The sequence below is a fragment of the Janibacter melonis genome (assembly GCF_003721155.3).
GTDB classification, from domain to species: domain Bacteria; phylum Actinomycetota; class Actinomycetes; order Actinomycetales; family Dermatophilaceae; genus Marihabitans; species Marihabitans melonis.
The window spans coordinates 606,401-626,242 of sequence record NZ_CP044548.2 but is presented as its reverse complement, the minus strand read 5'-3'; the positions used below and the strand labels follow the sequence as shown (position 1 = coordinate 626,242).

The window sequence follows — 19,842 nt, the reverse complement described above, 5'->3', positions numbered from 1 at the left end:
CGGCTGACGGACGAGGGATGGGTCGGATGCTACTCGCCGCCCGCGTCCAGGACGCCGTCGGCCACCTCGTCATCGGCGACGACCTCAGCGACCGAGGCAGCCACCGAGCGGGCGCGCGCACGAAGGGAGGCGACGTCCGGGCCGGCCGAGAGCACGTCGCGGCTGCTCGACGCGAGCACCTGCCCGAGTGCGCCGGCGAAGACCCGCCGCACGTCCGCGGCGGTCGCGCCCTGGGCCCCGAGACCGGGGGCCAGCAACGGCGCGCCGGACCCGGGCAGGTCGACCCCCAGCTCGCGCACGGCGTCGCCGACGGTGGCGCCGACGACAAGGCCGACGCTGCCCAGCTCGCCGCGAGCGCGCGCGGCCGCGTTGTCCCCGGCCGCGCCCTGCGCGACGCCGGCCGCGACGGAGCGCCCGGCCGCGTCGCGGGCGTGCTGCACGCTCGCGCCCTCGGGGTTGGAGGTGAGCGCGAGGACGAAGACGCCGCGGCCGGTCTGCACGGCGAGGTCGATCGCGGGGCGCAGCGACTCGTAGCCGAGGTAGGGGCTGAGGGTGATCGCGTCGGCCGGCGAGGGGGCGTGCGTGCCGAGGAAGGCCTCGCCGTAGGCGTCGACCGTCGTGCCGATGTCGCCGCGCTTCACGTCGAGGACGCTCAGCGTGCCCGCGGCGCGCAGCTCGTCGAGCACCCGCTCGAGCAGGGCGACGCCCCGGCTGCCGAAGACCTCGAAGAAGGCCGACTGCGGCTTGACCGCCGCGACCGCTCCCCCGAAGGCCTCGACGCAGGTGAGCGCGAAGCGCTCGACGCCCGCGTAGTCGTAGGTGAGCCCCCACGACTCGACGAGCGAGCGGTGCGGGTCGATCCCCGCACAGAGCGGTCCGTGCTGCGCCATCGCGGCCTGCAGCCGCGCCCCGAAGGCCGTGGTCGCTGTCTCGCTCATCCCAGTCCTCCGTCGTGGGCGATGCCGACGACGTCGGCGAGCCGGGTGATCCCACGACGCTCGAGGTCGGCGGCGAGCTCGTGCCCGACGCGCACCGGGGCGGTCGGGTCGTTGAAGGCGGCGGTGCCGACCTGGATCGCGCTCGCGCCGGCGGCGACGAGCTCGAGGGCGTCCGCCCCGGTGCGCACGCCACCGGCACCGACGACCGGCACCGTGGGGATGCGCCCGTCGCGCATCGCCGCGGTGACCTGCCAGATCGCGCGGACCGCGACGGGACGGATCGCCGGCCCGGACAGGCCGCCGGTCGTGCCCGCGAGGTGGGGGCGCAGCCGGACCGGGTCGATGACGACGCCGAGCAAGGTGTTGATCATCGTCAGCCCGTGGGCACCGGCCCGCAGCACGGCCGCCGCGATCTCGGTGATGTCGGTGACGTCGGGGCTGAGCTTGGCGAGCATGGGGATGCCGCGCGGCACCTCCTCGCGCACGAGGGTGAGCACCTTGTGCGAGCTCGCCGGGTCGCACGCGAAGACGAGCCCGCGGTTGGCGACGTTCGGGCAGGAGATGTTGACCTCGATCGCCGCGACCGCCGAGGCGTAGGGCGAGCGGCACACCGTGCGCGCGACGGCGGCGAACTCGCTCGCCGTCGACCCGGCGACCGAGACGACGACCCGCGCCCCGACCGAGTGCAGCCAGGCGAGGTCGCGCTCGACGAAGGCCTGCACCCCCGGGCCCTGGAGCCCGATGCTGTTGAGCATGCCCGAGTCGGTCTCGGCCATGCGGGGCGTCCCGCGCCCGCTGACGGCACCGAGCTTGACCGACTTCGTCACGAAGGCGCCGAGCTCGGCGACGTCGACGAAGCGGTGCATCTCCCGGCCGTTGGCCGCGCAGCCGGAGGCGGTCATCATCGGGTTCGGCAGCCGCACCCCCGCGAGGTCGACGGACATGTCGACGGAGGCACCGGGACGCGCCGTCGCGACCGGCGCGAGCTCCGGCTCGGCGTCCTCGTGGATGTCGTGACCCATCAGCGCGCCACCTCCTGCGGGGCGCCGACGGCGTCGGACGGCACGAGGCAGCGCCCGTCGACGAAGGCGTCCCAGCGCACCCGGTCGCCGCGGAAGACCGGGCCCTCGACGCACGAGCGGACCATCGAGGTGACCCCCTCGTCGTCGCGCACCGGCATGACGCACGTCATGCAGATGCCGATGCCGCACGCCATGGCCTCCTCGACCGCCACCTGGGCGACGGCGCCGTGCTCCTGCGCGATCTCGTGCAGCGAGCGCAGCATGCCCATCGGGCCGCAGCCGTAGACGACCGAGGCGCCCGTGCGCGTGATGATCTCGGGCAGGACGTCGCTCACCCACCCCTTCGTCCCGGCGGAGCCGTCGTCGGTCGTGACGCTCACGCCGTCGGCCACCCGGCGGGCCTGGACGACCCCGAAGAGCCGGTCCGCGCTCGCTGCGCCGAGGACCATCTCGACGTGGCAGCCGCGCTCGCGGAGCACCTCGGCGAGCCAGAAGAGCGGCGCCGAGCCGTACCCGCCGCCGACGAGCACGCAGGCGACCGGGGTGCTGGGCACCGGGAAGGGCCGGCCGAGCGGGCCGACGACGTTGACGTGCGCCCCGACCGGCAGCCCGACGAGCTCCTCGGTGCCGGGCCCGTGCGCGGCGACGACGACCTCGACGGTCGGGCCGTACGTGCCGCGCGGGCTCACCCGGTGGATGGAGAAGCTGCGACGCAGCAGCATCGACGAGTGCGTGCCCCCGACCGCGAGCGCGACGAAGTGCCCCGGCCGGGCGAGCTCGGGCAGCCCGGGCGCCACCACCGTCAGGTGGTGGTACGCCCCGACCCGCTGGTTGGCGATGACCTCGGCCTCGACCTGCACCACCCCGGCGCCCGGACGGGCCGCCTCGGCGCCGATCGAGCCGGTGCTCATCCCTTCGCCCCGTAGAGGTCGAGGTCGGCCGCGTGCTCCTGCAGCGGCTTGACCCGCAGCTCGCCGTGGATGCGCGCCTCGATGGCCTGGACCGCGGCGCCGAGCTGCTGCACGGTCGTGACGATCGGCTTGTCCATCGCGGTGGTCGCCGCACGGATCGCGTAGCCGTCGGCCCGCGCGTCCTGGCCCGAGGGGGTGTTGAAGACCATCTCGATCTCGCCGGCGAGGATCTGCTCGACGATGCCGGGCTCGCCCTCGGTGCGCTCGCTGTGCTTGCGGGCCACCTCGGCCTCGAGTCCGTTGCGGCGCAGCACCTCGGCGGTGCCCGCCGTCGCGACGATGGTGAAGCCGAGGTCGCGCAGGCGCTTGACGGGGAAGATCATCGCCCGCTTGTCGCGGTTGGCGACGGAGACGAAGACCCGGCCCGAGGTGGGCAGCCCGGTGCTCAGCGAGCCGAGCTGGCTCTTCATGAAGGCGGCGCCGAAGTCGGTGTCGATGCCCATGACCTCGCCGGTCGAGCGCATCTCCGGGCCGAGCAGGCTGTCGACGACGTCGCCCTCGCGGGTGCGGAAGCGCTTGAAGGGCAGGACCGCCTCCTTGACCGACATCGGCGCGTGGGCCGGCATCGAGCCGCCGTCGGTGTGCCGGGGCAGCATGCCCTCGTCGCGCAGCTGCGCGACGCTCGCGCCGAGCATGACGCGGGCCGCGGCCTTGGCGACCGGGACACCGGTGGCCTTGGCGACGAAGGGGACGGTGCGGCTGGCCCGCGGGTTGGCCTCGAGGACGTAGAGGACGTCCTGGGCGAGCGCGAACTGGACGTTCATCAGGCCGCGCACCCCGATCCCCTTCGCCAGGGCGAGGGTCGCCTCGCGCACTCGGCGCAGCTCGCTCTCGCCGAGTGTCGCCGGCGGCAGGGTGCAGCTGGAGTCGCCGGAGTGGATCCCGGCCTCCTCGATGTGCTCCATGATCCCGCCGAGGTACATCTCCTCGCCGTCGTAGAGCGCGTCGACGTCGATCTCGATGGCGTCGTCGAGGAAGCGGTCGACGAGGATCGGGTGCTCCGGGCTGGCGATCGCCGCGCGGGTGACGTACTCCGAGAGGGTCTCGTCGTCGTAGACGATCTCCATGCCGCGCCCGCCGAGGACGTAGCTCGGGCGCACGAGGACCGGGTAGCCGATCTCGTCGGCGATCGTCACGGCCTCGTCGGCGCTGAAGGCGGTGCCGTGCTTGGGGGCGTTGAGCCCGGCCTCGGCGAGCACCCGGCCGAAGTGGCCCCGGTCCTCGGCGAGGTCGATGGCCTCCGGCGAGGTGCCGACGACCGGCACGCCCTCGTCCTTGAGCGCCTGCGCCAGGCCGAGCGGGGTCTGCCCGCCGAGCTGGACGATGACGCCGGCGACGGGCCCGGCCTGGGTCTCTGCGTGGATGACCTCGAGGACGTCCTCGAGGGTCAGCGGCTCGAAGTACAGCCGGCTGCTCGTGTCGTAGTCGGTCGAGACCGTCTCGGGGTTGCAGTTGACCATCACCGTGTCGTAGCCGGCCTCGCGCAGGGCGAAGCTCGCGTGGACGCAGGAGTAGTCGAACTCGACGCCCTGGCCGATCCGGTTCGGCCCCGAGCCGAGGATGATGACGGCCTCGCGCTCGCGGGGCTCGACCTCGTCCTCCTCGTCGTAGGCGGAGTAGTAGTACGGCGTGCGGGCGGCGAACTCCGCCGCGCACGTGTCGACCGTCTTGTAGACCGGGCGCACGCCGAGCGCGTGGCGCACGCCGCGCACGACCTGCTCGGGCATCCGGCGCAGGCGGGCGACCTGGCCGTCGGAGAAGCCGTGGCGCTTGGCCTCGGCGAGCACCTCGGCGGTCAGCTGGTCGGCGTCGTGGACCTCCTGCGCGACCTCGTTGATGAGGGCGATCTGGTCGAGGAACCACGGGTCGATCTTCGTCGCGTCGTGGACCTCCTCGACGCCGCAGCCGGCGCGCATCGCCTGCTGGACGAGGACGAGACGGCCGTCGGTGGGCGTGCGCGCCTCGTCGAGCATCTCGCGCCCGCGCTCGAGGCTGGGCTGGTCGCCGTCCCAGTGGAAGGCGGCGCCCGAGCGCTCCATCGAGCGCAGCGCCTTCTGCAGCGCCTCGGTGAAGCAGCGCCCGATCGACATCGCCTCGCCGACGGACTTCATCGTCGTCGTGAGCGTGGGGTCGGCGGCCGGGAACTTCTCGAAGGCGAAGCGCGGCACCTTGACGACGACGTAGTCGAGCGAGGGCTCGAAGGAGGCCGGCGTCTCGGCGGTGATGTCGTTGGGGACCTCGTCGAGGGTGTAGCCGATGGCCATCTTCGCCGCGATCTTGGCGATCGGGAAGCCGGTCGCCTTGCTCGCCAGCGCCGAGGAGCGCGAGACGCGGGGGTTCATCTCGATGACGATGATCCGGCCGTCGGCGGGGTTGACGGCGAACTGGATGTTGCAGCCACCGGTCTCGACGCCGACCTCGCGGATGACGGCGATGCCGATGTCGCGCAGGCGCTGGTACTCGCGGTCGGTGAGGGTGAGCGCGGGCGCGACGGTGATGGAGTCACCGGTGTGCACGCCCATGGGGTCGAGGTTCTCGATCGAGCACACGACGACGACGTTGTCGGCGTGGTCGCGCATGACCTCGAGCTCGTACTCCTTCCAGCCGAGGATCGACTCCTCGAGGAGGACCTCGGTGACCGGGCTGTACTGAAGACCGGCACCGGCGATGCGGCGCAGGTCGGTCTCGTCGTAGGCGAAGCCGGAGCCGAGCCCGCCCATGGTGAAGGACGGGCGCACGACGACGGGGTAGCCGCCGAGGCCGTCGACGGCCGCGAGGCACTCGTCCATCGTGTGGCAGATCTGCGAACGGGCGGACTCGCCGCCGACGCGCTCGACGACGCCCTTGAAGCGCTCGCGGTCCTCGCCGAGCTCGATGGCCTCGACGTTGGCGCCGATGAGCGGGCAGCCGTAGCGCTCGAGGACGCCCGCGTCGTGCAGGGCGATCGCGGTGTTGAGGGCGGTCTGGCCGCCGAGGGTGGCCAGGACCGCGTCGGGGCGCTCGCGCTCGATGATCGCCTCGACGACCTCGGGCGTGATCGGCTCGACGTAGGTCGCGTCGGCGAACTCGGGGTCAGTCATGATCGTCGCCGGGTTGGAGTTGACGAGGATGACGCGGATGCCCTCCTCGCGCAGGACGCGGCAGGCCTGGGTGCCGGAGTAGTCGAACTCGCAGGCCTGACCGATGACGATCGGGCCGGAGCCGATGACGAGGACGCTGCGGATGTCGTCGCGCTTGGGCATCAGGCGTGGGTCTCCTGGTCGGTGGCGGGGGTGGCGTCGCTGCTCGAGCTCAGCAGGTCGACGAAGCGGTCGAAGAGGTAGGCCGCGTCGTGCGGGCCGGCGGCCGCCTCGGGGTGGTACTGGACGGAGAAGGCGCGCAGGTCGCCCTCCGGGGAGCGCAGCTCCAGGCCCTCGACGACGTCGTCGTTGAGGCAGACGTGGCTCACGGTGGCCGAGCCGAAGGGGGTGTCCGTCGCCCCGTCGAGGGGGGCGTCGACGGCGAAGCCGTGGTTGTGCGCCGTCACCTCGACCTTGCCGGTCGAGCGGTCCATGACCGGCTGGTTGATGCCGCGGTGGCCGTACTTGAGCTTGTAGGTGCCGAAGCCCAGCGCCCGGCCGAAGAGCTGGTTGCCGAAGCAGATCCCGAAGTACGGGATCCCCGCGTCGAGCACCTCGCGGAGCAGCTCGATCTCGTGGGTGGCCGCGGCGGGGTCGCCGGGCCCGTTGGAGAAGAAGACCCCGTCGGGCGCGATCTCACGGACCCGCTCGAAGGGGGTCGTCGCGGGCAGGACGTGGACCTCCATGCCGCGCTGCGCCATGAGCTCGGGGGTCATCGACTTGATGCCGAGGTCGATCGCCGCGACGGTGAAGCGCTTCTCCCCCTTCGCCTCGACGACGTAGGGCTCGGCGGTCGCGACCTCGGCGGCCAGGGCCGCGCCGGTCATCTGCGGCGCGTCCTGGACGCGCTGCAGCAGCTCCTCGGTGCCGGCGAGGGACTCGCCGGAGAAGATGCCGACGCGCATCGCGCCGCGCTCGCGCAGGTGCCGGGTCAGGGCGCGGGTGTCGATGCCGCTGATGCCGACGACGCCCTGCGTCGCGAGCTCGTCGCCGAGGCTGCGGCGGCTGCGCCAGCTGCTCGGGCGGATCGCGGGGTCGCGCACGACGTAGCCGCTCACCCAGATCCGGGTGGACTCGTCGTCCTCGTCGTTCCAGCCGGTGTTGCCGACGTGCGGGGCCGTCATGACGACGACCTGGCGGTGGTAGCTCGGGTCGGTGAGGGTCTCCTGGTAGCCGGTCATGCCGGTGGAGAAGACGGCCTCGCCGACGGTCTCGCCCACCGCGCCGTAGGCGTCGCCGGCGAAGGTGCGGCCGTCCTCGAGGACGAGGAGGGCGGGCTGCCGGTCGGTACGGGTCGTCATGCGGTCACCTTCGTGGTCGTGCGGTCGGGACTGGTGCGGGTGAGCGCACCGCGCAGCACCGTCGCGACGACGGAGCCGGTGAGGGTGCGCCCGTGGAAGGGCGTGTTGCGCGAGAGCGAGGCCGTCGCGGCACGGTCGACGGTGACCGTGGCGCCCGGGTCGACGAGCGCGAGGTGCGCCGGCGCCCCGACGACGAGCTCGCCGCCGTGCTCGGCGAGACCGGCGATGCGGGCCGGTGCGCTCGACATGACGCGGGCCAGGCCCGCGAGGTCCATGCTCCCCTGGCGCACCATGACGTCGTGGACGACCGCGAAGGCGGTCTCCAGCCCGGTCATCCCGAAGGCGGCGTCGACGAAGGCGTGCTCCTTGTCGTGCCGGGCGTGCGGGGCGTGGTCGGTGGCGACGGCGTCGATCGTGCCGTCGGCCAGGCCCTCGCGCAGCGCCGCGACGTCCTCGTCGGGGCGCAGCGGCGGGTTGACCTTGTACACGGGGTCGTAGCCGCTCAGCAGGTCGGTCGTCAGCAGCAGGTGGTGCGGCGTGACCTCAGCGGTCATCCGGGCGCCGCGGGCCTTGGCCCAGCGCACGACCTCGAGGCCTTCGGCGGTCGAGACGTGGGCGACGTGCACCCGGCTGCCGGTGAGGAGCGCGAGCTGGGCGTCGCGGGCGATGATGCTCGCCTCGGCCGCCGCCGGCCAGCCGGGCAGCCCCAGCCGTCCGGACAGCTCGCCCTCGTGGCAGCACGCCGACGCCCCGGCGAGCTCCGGGTCCTGGCTGTGCTGCGAGACGACGCCGTCGAAGGCGCGGACGTACTCGAGCGCGCGACGCATGACGCGGGCGTCGGCGACGCACCGCCCGTCGTCGGAGAAGACGGTGACACCGGCCCGGGAGCGGTGCATCAGGCCGAGCTCGGCGAGCTCGTGGCCGTCGAGCCCCTTCGTCACCGCGCCGATCGGCTGGACGTCGACGAGACCGGCGGTGCGGCCGAGGTCGAGGACGCGCTCGGCGGCCTCGGCGGTGTCGGTGACCGGCGAGGTGTTGGCCATGGCGAGGATCGCCGTGAAGCCGCCCGCGGCGGCCGCGGCGGACCCGGTCGCGATCGTCTCGGCGTCCTCGCGTCCCGGCTCGCGCAGGTGGGTGTGCAGGTCGACCAGGCCCGGCAGGACGTGCAGGCCGTCGGCGTCGAGCACCTCGACGTCCTCCGCGGCCCGAGCGGCCTCGCCGGCCCGGGCTCCGAGGGCGGCGATGCGGCCGTCCTCGACGAAGAGGTCCTGGGCGGGGCCGTCGAGCAGACGGGCCCCCGTGACGAGCAGGCTCATGCCGCAGCCCCCTTCGAGGCTCGTCCCTCGCGCCTCAGGACATCGCCCTCCCCCGAGGCCAGCAGGTGGTACAGGACACTCATCCGCACCGCGACGCCGGCGCTCACCTGGTCGAGGACGAGCGAGCTCGCCGCGTCGGCGGCGTCGGCCGCGATCTCCAGACCGCGGTTCATCGGACCCGGGTGGCAGATGACGCCCTCCGGGCTGGCCGCGGTGAAGGTCGCGAGGCGGTCGCGGGTCAGGCCGTAGCCGACGGTGTACTCGCGCGGTGTCGGGAAGTACCCGCCGCTCATCCGCTCGTGCTGCACGCGCAGCATCATGAGCACGTCGGGCACGGGGGCGTGCGTCCCGGCGAGCACCGCGTCGAGGTCGTGGCTCAGCGCGAAGCCGTCGCGCTCGGCCCACGCCCGGGCCCCGCTCGGCATGAGCGTCGGCGGGGCGACGACGGTGACGCGGGCGCCGAGCAGGCGCAGGCTCACGAGGTTGGAGCGGAAGACCCGGCTGTGGGCGACGTCGCCGACGATCGCGACGTGGCGCCCCTCGAGCGAGCCGAGCCGCTGCTCGACCGTGTACGCGTCGAGCAGCGCCTGGGTCGGGTGCTCGTGCGTGCCGTCGCCGGCGTTGATGACGCTCGTCCCGGTGCCGAGCTCGTCGAGCCAGCGGGCGACCTGGTGGGCCGCCCCGGAGGCGTGGTGGCGCATGACGATGGCGTCGACGCCCATCGAGGCGATGGTCATCGTCGTGTCGCGCAGCGACTCGCCCTTGCTCGTCGAGGAGCCCTTGCCGGTGATGTTGATCGTGTCGGCCGACATCCACTTGCCCGCGATCTCGAAGGAGGAGCGGGTCCGGGTGCTGTCCTCGAAGAAGAGGTTGATGACGGTCCGGCCGCGCAGGGTAGGGATCTTCTTGACCTCGCGGCGCTGCACCAGGTGCATCTCGGCGGCCGTGTCGAGCAGCTCTCGCACGCCCGCGGTGTCGAGGTCGGCGACGGACAGCAGGTGACGGGTCATCGGGCTCCTCCTCGGATCGTCACGGAGTCGGCGACGCCGTCGTACCCGCGCAGCCGGACGGCGACGCGCTCGGTGTGCGAGGTCGGCAGGTTCTTGCCGACGTGGTCGGCCCGGATCGGCAGCTCGCGGTGGCCGCGGTCGACGAGCGCGGCGAGACGCACGGTGCGCGGCCGGCCGTAGTCGGCGAGCGCGTCGAGCGCCGCACGCACGGTGCGCCCCGAGTACAGGACGTCGTCGACGAGCACGACGGTGCGCCCGTCGATGCCGCCGGCGGGGATCTGGGTCTGGGCCGGGGCGCGGGTCGGCTGGGCGCGCAGGTCGTCGCGGTACATCGTCACGTCCAGCGAGCCGCAGGCCACGGGGCTGCCCTCGACCTCGGTGACGAGCGCGGCGAGCCGGCGGGCCAGCTCGACGCCGCGGCTGGGGATGCCGAGCAGGACGAGACCCTCGGCCCCGCGGTTGTGCTCGATGATCTCGTGCGCGATGCGCTTGAGGGCCCGGGCGACGTCGTCCTCGGAGAGGACCTCGCGGCCGTCGGGGGGTCCGGGGTCGCTCGCCGGACCGGGTCGTGCGGTGTCAGGACACATCAGTGCCTCAGACCTCCTTGCCTGCCTCACAGGACAGCGGTTAAAGGATGTCGGTCGCGAGCCACTCTAGGACGTCCGGGGCCCTGCCCACGACCTGGTCCGGATCGAGGGACGCCCGGGCCCGGGGCCTACCCTGAGGACATGGCAGGCGAGGACGAGACGGGGCACGTCCAGGTGCTCGCGGGCCGCGAGGTCCCCCTGGGCGGCCAGCGCGCCCTCACCGTGCGCCGTACGCTCCCCCACCGCGACCGCTCCTTCATCGGGGCGTGGTGCTTCGTCGACCACTACGGCCCGGTCCCCGTCGGGCCCGGGGAGCGCGTCATGGACGTGCCCCCGCACCCGCACACCGGCCTGCAGACCGTGTCCTGGCTCTTCGAGGGCGTCGTGCAGCACGACGACAGCGCCGGTGTGAGCGCCCGGGTCCTGCCCGGCGAGGTCAACCTCATGACCGCCGGGTCCGGCATCGCCCACTCCGAGGTGAGCACCGACGAGTCGGAGCGCCTCCACGGCGTCCAGCTCTGGGTCGCCCTGCCCGACGCCGACCGGCACGGCGGGCGCGGCTTCGAGCACCACGCCCCGGAGGCGGTCCCGCTGCCCGGCGGCGCCGGCACGGCGCTCGTCTTCCTCGGCACCTTGCCCGACGTCGACGTCTCCCCCGTGCGCACGAGCACCCCGCTGCTCGGGGCCCAGCTCGACCTCGCCCCGGGTGCCGCGCTCGACCTCGCCGTCGACCCCGCCTTCGAGCACGGCGTGCTCCTCGACGAGGGCGAGGTGGGCGTCGACGGGGTCGCGCTCTCGCCCGCCGACCTGGCCTGCCTCGACCCGGGCCCCCGCTCGGTGCGTCTCGTCGCCGGCGACAGCGGTGCCCGGCTCGTCCTCATCGGCGGCACCCCCTTCGAGGAGGAGGTCGTCATGTGGTGGAACTTCGTCGGGCGCACCCACGACGAGGTCGTCGCCTACCGCGAGGCCTACGAGGCGGGCTCGGAGCAGTTCGGCACCGTCCCGGGGTACGACGGCGAGCGCACGCGCATCCCGGCACCCCCGCTGCCACCCGTACGACTGCGGGCGAGGAACCGCCGGGGCCGTCTGCCCGCCTGAGCACCACCTCCGCGGCGCCGCGCGGCGGGCACCTCCCGACCTACACCCACGGACGAGCGGGCGTGTCAACCCCCGATTTGGTTCTGGAACCCATAACGCCGCATTATGTCTCTCGTGATCGAGACACCCACCCCGAGCCCGACGCCGCTGCTGCGGCTGCGGTCCCTGAGCAAGAGCTTCAGCACCCGGGCCGGGGAGGTCCGGGCGCTCGACGACATCGACCTCACCGTCGACCGCGGCTCCATCCACGGGATCATCGGCCGCTCCGGCGCCGGCAAGTCCACCCTCATCCGCACGATCACCGGTCTGGAGACCCCGACCTCCGGTCACGTCGACCTCGACGGCACGGACGTCGCCGGGCTGCGGGGCGGTGAGCTGCGCGCCTTCCGCCGGCGCTTCGGCATGGTCTTCCAGCACGCGAACCTGCTCTCCTCGCGCACCGCGGCGCAGAACATCGCCCTCCCCCTCGAGATCGCCGGGCGTCCGGCGGCCGAGCGGGCCACGCGGGTCGCCGAGCTGCTCGAGCTCGTCGGGCTCGCGGGCCGCGGCGACAGCTACCCCGCGCAGCTCTCCGGCGGGCAGCAGCAGCGCGTCGGCATCGCCCGCGCGCTCGCCACCCGGCCCGACATCCTCATCTGCGACGAGCCGACCTCGGCGCTCGACTCCGCGACCACCCGCTCGGTGCTCGCGCTGCTGTCCGACCTGCGCGACGAGCTCGGCATCACCGTCGTCGTCATCACCCACGAGCCCTCCGTCGTGCGCGAGATCTGCGACGTCGTCACCGTGCTCCAGGACGGCCGGGTCACCGAGAGCGGTCCCATCGCCGCGCTCGCCGCCGACCCCGCCACGCAGGTCCACCGCGACCTGCTGCCCCTGCCAGTGCCCGCGGCCGACGAGGCCGACCGCGTCGTCGAGGTCACCCTCGGGCACGGCGGGCCCGACGAGCTCGAGCAGGCCCTCACCACCCTGCGCGCCGCGAGCATGCCCGCGCGCGTCCACGCCGCGACGATCGAGACGATCGACGACGTCACCCTCGGCCGGGCTCGCCTGCTGCTGCCCGTCGGCAGCGACCGCGACCTCGCCGAGCGCACCCTGCAGGAGGCCCGGGCATGACCCCCGCTCTCGCCCTCGTCCCGCTCGAGGACGGCCGCTGGCTCGACAACCCCGTCATCCGCGAGGGGCTGCTCACCGCGACGTGGGAGACCCTCGCGATGACCGGTGTCGCCGCGCTGCTCACCGCGCTCGTCGGCATCCCCGTCGGCGTGCTGCTCCACCAGACCTCGCCGGGCGGGATCAGCCCGAGCCCCGCGGTCCACCGGGCCGTCGGCGCGGTCGTCAACGTCGGCCGCTCGTTGCCCTTCCTCATCCTCATGATCTCGATCATCCCGCTCACCCGGCTCCTCGTCGGGACGACCGTGGGCTGGCAGGCCGCGTGCGTGCCGCTGACGATCGGGGCCATCCCCTTCTACGCCCGGCTCGTCGAGACCTCTCTGCGCGAGGTGAGCGGCGGGACCGTCGAGGCCGCGACGATGATGGGCGCCACCCGCTGGGAGCTCACCCGCAAGGTGCTCCTCGCCGAGGCCCGCCCCGGGCTCGTCGCCGGCATGACGACGACCGTCATCGCGCTCATCGGCTACACCGCGATGGCCGGCGCGATCGGCGCCGGTGGTCTCGGCGCCGTCGCCATGACGTACGGCTACAACCGCTTCGAGTCCGACGTGATGATCGCCTGCGTCGTCCTGCTCCTCGTGCTCGTCCAGCTCGTCCAGATGCTCGGCGACGCGCTCGCCCGCCGGGTCGACCACCGCTGACCTGCCCCGGCCCCCGGGCCGGGCTCCCGGGACGCAGCGCCGCGTCCACCCCTTCGCCACACCCATCTCCTCGAAAGGCACGACGATGACCGCCTCCCGCACCACCCGCCTGCTCGCCCTGACCGCCGGCGCCGCCCTGGCGCTCAGCGCCTGCGGCGCGGGCAGCGACGACGCCGAGGGCCCGGCCGCCGGCTCCGACGGCGTCACGACGCTCACCGTCGGCGCGAGCTCGACCCCGCACGCGAAGATCCTCGAGTACGTCGACGAGGAGCTCGCCCCCGACGCGAAGCTCGACCTCGACATCACCGTCTTCGACGACTACGTCCAGCCCAACGTCCAGCTCTCCGAGGGCACGCTCGACGCGAACTACTTCCAGCACCTGCCGTACTACGAGGCGCAGGTCAAGGACCGCGGCTACGACTTCGCGCACTTCGAGGGCATCCACTACGAGCCCTTCGCGCTGTACAGCACCTCGGTCGAGGACGTGAAGGACCTGCCCGACGGCGCCCAGATCGGCATCAACAACGACCCGTCGAACCAGGGCCGCGCGCTCCAGCTGCTCGCCGACGCCGACCTCATCACGCTCAAGGACGGGGTCGACGCGACCTCGGCCACGCTCTACGACGTCGACGAGAACCCGAAGAACCTCGAGTTCAAGCAGACCGACCCGGCCCAGCTCGTGCGCTCGCTCGACGACCTCGACGCCTCGGTCATCAACGGCAACTACGCCATCGAGGCCGACCTCAGCCCGACGAAGGACGCCCTGCTCGTCGAGAAGGCCGAGGGCAACGTCTACGCGAACTTCCTCACCGTGCAGGCCGGCCAGGAGGACAACCCGGCCCTCAAGGAGCTCGACACCCTGCTGCACTCCCCCGAGGTGAAGAAGTACATCGAGGACACCTGGTCCGACGGCTCGGTGCTCCCGGCCTACTGAGCTCCCGGCCTGCTGAGCTCCGGCCTGCTCAGCCGCTAGCTGCTCGCGCCGGACCCCGCGCGGCTCTCGTCCTCGCGCCAGGCCGCGCGGGCCGAGCGCACCGTGCGGGCCAGCCGCGAGCCGACGCCCGACCGACCCCGACGACCCTCGTCCTGGGCCTCACGCGCTGACGTGAGCTCCTCGGCGAGGGTCGTCGCGTCGGGCTGGTCGACGTAGCCCGCCGCGGCGAGCTCGCCCTGACGCGCGGAGATCTCTCCGTCCTTGGTGGCCACGGGCACCTCGTCGGCATGGAGGTCGCCGGTGCGCAGGTCGACCTGCTCGCTGATGTAGCGCATGACGACCGCGACGGTCGCGATGACGGGCACGGCGAGGAAGGCCCCGACGATGCCGAAAAGCGTGCTGCCCGCGGCGACGGCGAGGAGGATGACGCCGGCGTGCAGCTGCATCGAGCGCCCCTGGAGCAGCGGCTGCAGGACGTTGCCCTCGAGCTGCTGGACGGCCAGGACGATGGCGAGCACGACGAGCGCGGTCGTCAGGCCCTGCGAGACGAGCGCGACGAGGACGGCGAGCGCGCCCGCGGTCACCGCACCGATGATCGGCACGAAGCCGCCGAAGAAGGTGAGGACGGCCAGCGCGAAGGCGAGCGGCACCTGCATGACGACGAGCCCGGTGCCGATGAGCACGGCGTCGACCGCAGACACGATGGCCTGGGTGCGGATGAAGCCGCTCAGGGTGTTCCACGACCGGACCGAGACCTCGGTGAGGTGGCGCCCGGCGGTACGGCCGGAGACGCGGCGCACGAAGGGGAGGAAGTTCGGCCCGTCCTTGAGGAAGAAGAAGACGAGGACGAGGACGAGGGCCAGGGTGACGAGGGCGTTGCCGACGACGCTCACCCCGGTGAAGACGCCGGACGCGATGTCGCCCGAGCGCGCCCGCAGCCACTCCTGGGCCTGCGAGACCAGCTCGTCGACCGTCGTGCTGTCGACGTTGAAGGGCGGGGCGCCGAGCCGGTCCTGCAGCTCGGTGAGCCCGCCACTCGCGGCGCTCGCGACCTCGCCGGACTGGTCGACGAGCGAGGGCGCGATGGCCGCGATGACGCCGGCGAAGACCGCCAGCGAGCCGAGCAGCACGATGATGGCCGACAGCGCCGCCGGCACCCCGTGCCGGCGCAACCAGGCGGTCGGGGGCCACAGGACGGTCGTGACGAGCAGCGCGAGGACGAGCGGGAAGACCCCCACCCACACCCGGCCGAGCAGGTAGAGGAAGCCGGCGAGCGCGAGGACGACGACGATGCCGCGCACGGACCAGCGGGCGAGGGCTGCGAGCCCCTGGCCGATGATCACCCCGCGGTCGACGCCGCGGTTGGTCGTGTCCTCCATGCCCGGCAGGGGCGGGCGCTCGGTGCCGGGCGCGGCCATCGAGCGGGTCCGCTCCCCCGCCGTCGCCGCGACCGCGGTGTCGGCGGCGAGATCCGGTGCCCCGGGGTTGCGGCGGGTCTCGTCGTCGGGCGTGGTCTCGGTGACGTCGTCACCATCGTGCTCGGTGGCCCGGTGGGCTCCCATGCGTGCTCCTCGTCGGGTCGGTAGGTCCAGCATGCGCCAGCGCGGTGCCGGGACGCGCCGCAGGCCGCGCCCGGATCGTCGGGCGCGGCCTGCGGCGGGGCTGGCGGGACCCCGGGAGGGGGCCCGCCGGCTCAGATGAGGGTCGGCTTGACCTCGGCGATCCGGGCGAGCAGGCCGTGCACGAAGCGCGGCGACTCGTCGGTGCTCAGCTCGGTCGCGAGCGCCTTGGCCTCGGCGATCGCCACCGACTCCGGGACGTCCGCGGACCACAGCACCTCGAAGGTGCCGATGCGCAGGATCGCGCGGTCGACGTCGGGCATGCGCTCGACGCTCCAGCCCTGGCTGTACGTCGACAGCAGCTCGTCGATGTCCTTCCAGTGCGCGACGACGCCCTCGACGAGCTCACGGGTGTAGTCGGGCAGCGGGTGCTCGGTCACCGGCGTCTCGACCCGCTGCGAGAGCAGGGTCGAGACGTTGAGGCCACGCGACTCGGCCTCGAAGAGGAGGTCGAGCGCGCGCTTGCGGGCCTTGGTGCGAGCCGCCACTCAGCTCACGCGGCCGAGGTAGCTGCCGTCGCGGGTGTCGACCTTGATCTTCGTGCCCTGCTCGACGAAGAGCGGGACCGCGATCTCGGCGCCGGTCTCGACGGTCGCCGGCTTGGTGCCACCGGTGGAGCGGTCGCCCTGCAGGCCCGGCTCGGTGTAGGTGATCTCGAGGACGACCGAGGCGGGCAGCTCGATGAAGAGCACCGAGCCGTCGTGGCGGGCGACGACCGCCTCCTGGTTCTCGAGCATGTACTTCGCGGCATCGCCGACGGTCTCGGGCGGGACCGGGATCTGGTCGTAGGTGTCCGGGTCCATGAAGACGTAGTCGGTGCCGTCGTTGTACAGGTACTGCATCGTGCGCTTGTCGACGTTGGCCGTCTCGACCTTCGTGCCGGCGTTGAAGGTCTTGTCGACGACCTTGCCGGTCGTGACGGACTTCAGCTTCGTGCGGACGAAGGCCGGGCCCTTGCCGGGCTTGACGTGCTGGAACTCCACCACCGACCAGAGCTGGTTGTCGATGCGGAGGACCATGCCGTTCTTCAGGTCGTTCGTGCTAGCCACGTGGGGATGCGCCTTCGTGCTCGGGGTCGCGCGGGAGGAGCCCCCGCGCACGGGACGTCGTGCATCCTATCGGCTGCGGGCCCGGGCCCCGACCGCGTGGGGCGAGGGACGGGCGGGGCGTGCGGGGGTCAGGGCAGGGCGGGGGCCGTCTGCTCGAGCCAGCGGTCGACGGAGGTGCGGGCGTCCTCGAGCACGTCGACGTGCCCCTTGCCGGCGACGCGCCGGTAGGTGAGGTCGACGTCGTCTGCTCGCCACTGCCGGGCGAGGGCGTCGGTGAGGATCACCGGCACCGTCGTGTCGGCCGTGCCCTGGACGACGAGGACGGGCACCTCGGGGGTGAGCGCGCTCGCGTCGTTGTCGGCGACGACCCGCTCCACCGGCGTGAGATCGACGCCCGGCCGGACGAGGTCGCCCGTGCGCACGCCGCCGAAGGAGTCCTGCGCGGACAGCCCCTCGAGGCACCGGTCCTCGAGCTGGGGCAGCAGGGCGACACCCCGGGCGCTGAAGACCCGGTCGCGCGGCACCCCCGCGACCGCGGCGGCGGAGGAGAGCAGCGGGCCGAGGAAGGTCGAGCGGTCGAGGTCGTCCCGGATCGAGGTCGTGAGGGCCCGGCGCAGCTGCGAGGGCGGCGCGATTGCGGCGATGCCCTGCAGGTCGAGGTCGGGGGCGTACCCGTCGACGGACTGCGCGGTGAAGAGCGCCGCCTGGCCGCCCTGCGAGTGCCCGGCCGCCAGCCACGTGCCGGAGACCTGGTCGTCGAGCTCGCGCGCGGCGCTGACGATGTCGGTCATCGCCCGACCCGCGCTCTCGCCGAGCAGGTAGGGGTGCGGACCGGGCGTGCCCAGCCCCTCGTAGTCGCTCGCGACGACGACGTAGCCGCGCTGGAGATAGGTGTCGAGCACCCGCTGCGTCAGGCTCGTGTAGAAGCGGGCCTGGCCCTGCAGCGTGGTGAGCGAGGGCGCGCACGTGTCGGCCGTCCCCGTCGTGCCGTGCCCCCACGAGATGACCGGCCAGCCGCCCTCCGGCGGCTCGCCGGGCGGCAGGGTGACGGTCCCGGACACCGCGACGGGCTCGCCCTTCGCCCCCACCGAGCGGTAGAGGACGAGGTGGGTGCGGGCCCCCTCGAGGCCGGTCCCGGCCTCCTCCCGCGACCAGATGAGGCTGCCGTGCTCGCCGTCGCGGATCTCCTGCGCGTCGGCGCGGTAGAAGTCCGCGCCGGCCGGTGCCCCCGAGAGCCCGGCCGCGACGTCGGCGGCAGTGCCGTCGTCGCGCGCGACCCACCATCCGGCGGCGCCCGCGAGCAGGGCCACGGCGAGCAGCGCCGCGAGCAGGACGCGGGTGCGCGCAGGACGATCGGGGGTCGGGCTCACCGTCGGCTGCCTCTCGTCGTGGAGATGGACCGGCGCATCGTCCCACGCGCACCTGCGCGGGGGCAGACTGCGGGCATGTCACGCACTCCCCTGTGGGCCGGTCTCGGCGGTCTGGGCGCGGTGGCCGCGGTCGCCGCCCGCGACCTCACCCAGCGCACCCATGCGATCCGGCGCAACTACCCCGTCGTGGGCAACCTGCGCTACGCCCTCGAGCGCGTCGGCCCCGAGCTGCGCCAGTACATCGTCACGAGCAACGACGAGGAGCGGCCCTTCAGCCGCGACCAGCGCTCGTGGGTCTACGCGAGCAGCAAGCTCGAGAACAACTACACCGGCTTCGGGACCGACAACGACGTCGAGCGCGGCGAGTCCTACGTCATCATCAAGCACCGGACCTTCTCCGACGTCGCCCCCTCCTCCGCGCTCGCGCACGGGGCGAAGGGGGAGCACGACGACCTCGTCCGTGTCCCGGCCGCCAAGGTCATCGGCCGGCCGCGGGGCCGGCGGCACGCCTTCCGCCCGGAGTCGGTCGTCAACGTCTCGGGGATGAGCTTCGGCTCCCTGTCCGGTCCGGCGATCCAGGCCCTCAACCACGGGGTCGCCCTCGCCGGCGCCTACCAGAACACCGGCGAGGGGGGTCTGTCGGACCACCACCGCCAGGGCGGCGACCTCATGTTCCAGGTCGGCACCGCGTACTTCGGGTGCCGTGACGAGCACGGCCGCTTCGACATCGAGCGGCTCGTCGAGCTGTGCGCCTCGGCTCCCGTGCGCGCCGTCGAGATCAAGCTGAGCCAGGGCGCCAAGCCGGGGCTGGGCGGCATGCTGCCCGCGGCGAAGATCACGCCGGAGATCTCGCAGATCCGCGGCATCCCCCTCGGGCAGGACTGCGCGAGCCCGTCGCGGCACACCGCCTTCACCGACGTCGACTCGATGCTCGACGTCGTCGAGCAGATCGCCGAGCGCACCGGGCTGCCCGTCGGCATCAAGTCCGCCGTCGGCGACCTCGTCTTCTGGGAGCAGCTCGCCGAGGCGATGGTCGACCGGCAGCGCGGGGTGGACTTCGTCACCGTCGACGGGGGCGAAGGGGGGACCGGCGCGGCCCCGCTGATCTTCACCGACAGCGTCGCCCTGCCCTTCCGCCTCGGCTTCGCCCGCGTCTACGCGACCTTCGCGCGGGCCGGGCTCGCCGACGACGTGACCTTCATCGGCGCCGGCAAGCTCGGCCTGCCCGACAACGCGATGGTCGCGATGGCGATGGGGTGCGACGTGCTCCACGTCGCGCGCGAGGCGATGCTGTCGATCGGGTGCATCCAGGCGCAGAAGTGCCACACGGACCACTGCCCCACCGGGGTGGCGACCCAGTCGCCGTGGCTGGCCCACGGCCTCGACCCGCAGCTCAAGGCCGTGCGTCTCGCGAGCTATCTCAACACCCTGCGCCGCGACCTGCTCAAGGTCTCCGAGGCCGTCGGCGTGTGGCACCCGGGGCTCGTCGACGCCGACGACATCGAGCTCGTCAGCGAGGCGCGCACGGGTGTGCCGCTGCGCGAGATCTACGGCTACGAGCACGGGTGGGGCTCGCTCGGGCCGGGCCTGACCGACGAGGTCGTCGACCTCATGCGCGGCCTCGTCGAGCCCGAGGAGCGCCGGCCCCAGGACGCCCCGACCTCCTGACCTGGCGCCGCGACGGGCCACCCCGCGCA

17 protein-coding genes are annotated in these 19,842 nt (G+C 73.3%); 5 read left to right on the top strand and 12 right to left on the bottom strand.

Going from position 1 to position 19,842, the window contains the following annotated elements:
* Positions 1–29 precede the first annotated feature (29 nt).
* Genes pyrF through pyrR form a run of 8 tightly spaced genes read right to left on the bottom strand, consistent with a single transcriptional unit; the run spans position 30 to position 10,264 of the window.
* Positions 30–938, bottom strand: a complete 909-nt coding sequence (gene pyrF / locus EEW87_RS02985) for an orotidine-5'-phosphate decarboxylase (RefSeq protein WP_123091634.1) — start codon at positions 936–938, stop codon at positions 30–32.
* On the bottom strand, positions 935–1,960 hold the full coding sequence (locus EEW87_RS02980; protein WP_123091633.1) for a dihydroorotate dehydrogenase: 1,026 nt from the start codon (positions 1,958–1,960) through the stop codon (positions 935–937). The genes pyrF and EEW87_RS02980 overlap by 4 nt, the downstream gene beginning before the upstream one ends.
* A complete protein-coding gene (locus tag EEW87_RS02975) occupies positions 1,960–2,871 on the bottom strand; it encodes a dihydroorotate dehydrogenase electron transfer subunit (RefSeq protein ID WP_123091632.1) in 912 nt (303 codons plus the stop codon). Before EEW87_RS02975 ends, EEW87_RS02980 begins: the two co-directional genes overlap by 1 nt.
* Complete coding sequence (gene carB, locus EEW87_RS02970) at positions 2,868–6,173, bottom strand: carbamoyl-phosphate synthase large subunit (protein ID WP_123091631.1); 3,306 nt, start codon at positions 6,171–6,173, stop codon at positions 2,868–2,870. The genes EEW87_RS02975 and carB overlap by 4 nt, the downstream gene beginning before the upstream one ends.
* Entirely contained in the window at positions 6,173–7,351 is a 1,179-nt protein-coding gene (gene carA, locus EEW87_RS02965; RefSeq protein ID WP_123091630.1) for a glutamine-hydrolyzing carbamoyl-phosphate synthase small subunit, read from the bottom strand. The genes carB and carA overlap by 1 nt, the downstream gene beginning before the upstream one ends.
* Positions 7,348–8,667: a dihydroorotase gene (locus EEW87_RS02960; RefSeq protein ID WP_123091629.1), complete on the bottom strand. Its 1,320-nt coding sequence runs from the start codon at positions 8,665–8,667 to the stop codon at positions 7,348–7,350. The genes carA and EEW87_RS02960 overlap by 4 nt, the downstream gene beginning before the upstream one ends.
* The gene (locus EEW87_RS02955; protein WP_123091628.1) at positions 8,664–9,677 is read right to left on the bottom strand and encodes an aspartate carbamoyltransferase catalytic subunit; all 1,014 of its coding nucleotides are present in this window, start codon (positions 9,675–9,677) and stop codon (positions 8,664–8,666) included. Before EEW87_RS02955 ends, EEW87_RS02960 begins: the two co-directional genes overlap by 4 nt.
* A complete protein-coding gene (gene pyrR, locus EEW87_RS02950; protein WP_068276210.1) occupies positions 9,674–10,264 on the bottom strand; it encodes a bifunctional pyr operon transcriptional regulator/uracil phosphoribosyltransferase PyrR in 591 nt (196 codons plus the stop codon). Before pyrR ends, EEW87_RS02955 begins: the two co-directional genes overlap by 4 nt.
* 141 nt (positions 10,265–10,405) lie before the next feature.
* Here pyrR and EEW87_RS02945 point away from each other — a divergent pair, with 141 nt between their 5' ends.
* The 4 genes from EEW87_RS02945 (at position 10,406) to EEW87_RS02930 (ending at position 14,107) form a co-directional block, all read left to right on the top strand.
* A complete protein-coding gene (locus EEW87_RS02945; protein WP_123091627.1) occupies positions 10,406–11,362 on the top strand; it encodes a pirin family protein in 957 nt (318 codons plus the stop codon).
* A 114-nt stretch (positions 11,363–11,476) separates the two neighbouring features.
* On the top strand, positions 11,477–12,475 hold the full coding sequence (locus EEW87_RS02940) for a methionine ABC transporter ATP-binding protein (protein ID WP_240341637.1): 999 nt from the start codon (positions 11,477–11,479) through the stop codon (positions 12,473–12,475).
* Positions 12,472–13,173: a methionine ABC transporter permease gene (locus EEW87_RS02935; protein ID WP_068276216.1), complete on the top strand. Its 702-nt coding sequence runs from the start codon at positions 12,472–12,474 to the stop codon at positions 13,171–13,173. Before EEW87_RS02940 ends, EEW87_RS02935 begins: the two co-directional genes overlap by 4 nt.
* Positions 13,174–13,258: 85 nt before the next feature.
* Positions 13,259–14,107 (top strand): MetQ/NlpA family ABC transporter substrate-binding protein, encoded by an 849-nt coding sequence (locus EEW87_RS02930; RefSeq protein WP_068276219.1) that lies wholly within the window; start codon positions 13,259–13,261, stop codon positions 14,105–14,107.
* A 35-nt stretch (positions 14,108–14,142) separates the two neighbouring features.
* On the opposite strand, the gene EEW87_RS02925 is transcribed toward EEW87_RS02930, so the two are convergent.
* From EEW87_RS02925 to EEW87_RS02910, 4 genes are all read right to left on the bottom strand, one after another.
* A complete protein-coding gene (locus tag EEW87_RS02925; RefSeq protein ID WP_225985041.1) occupies positions 14,143–15,669 on the bottom strand; it encodes an AI-2E family transporter in 1,527 nt (508 codons plus the stop codon).
* 131 nt (positions 15,670–15,800) lie between these two features.
* Complete coding sequence (gene nusB, locus EEW87_RS02920; RefSeq protein WP_123091625.1) at positions 15,801–16,214, bottom strand: transcription antitermination factor NusB; 414 nt, start codon at positions 16,212–16,214, stop codon at positions 15,801–15,803.
* Complete coding sequence (gene efp / locus EEW87_RS02915) at positions 16,215–16,775, bottom strand: elongation factor P (RefSeq protein ID WP_068276228.1); 561 nt, start codon at positions 16,773–16,775, stop codon at positions 16,215–16,217.
* Between the two features lie 128 nt (positions 16,776–16,903).
* Positions 16,904–18,145, bottom strand: coding sequence for a lipase family protein (locus tag EEW87_RS02910; protein WP_163562364.1), 1,242 nt, complete (start codon positions 18,143–18,145; stop codon positions 16,904–16,906).
* Positions 18,146–18,220: 75 nt separating this feature from the next.
* On the opposite strand from EEW87_RS02910, the gene EEW87_RS02905 reads away from it, so the two are divergent.
* Entirely contained in the window at positions 18,221–19,813 is a 1,593-nt protein-coding gene (locus EEW87_RS02905) for an FMN-binding glutamate synthase family protein (RefSeq protein WP_123091623.1), read from the top strand.
* The last annotated feature ends 29 nt before the right edge of the window (positions 19,814–19,842 follow it).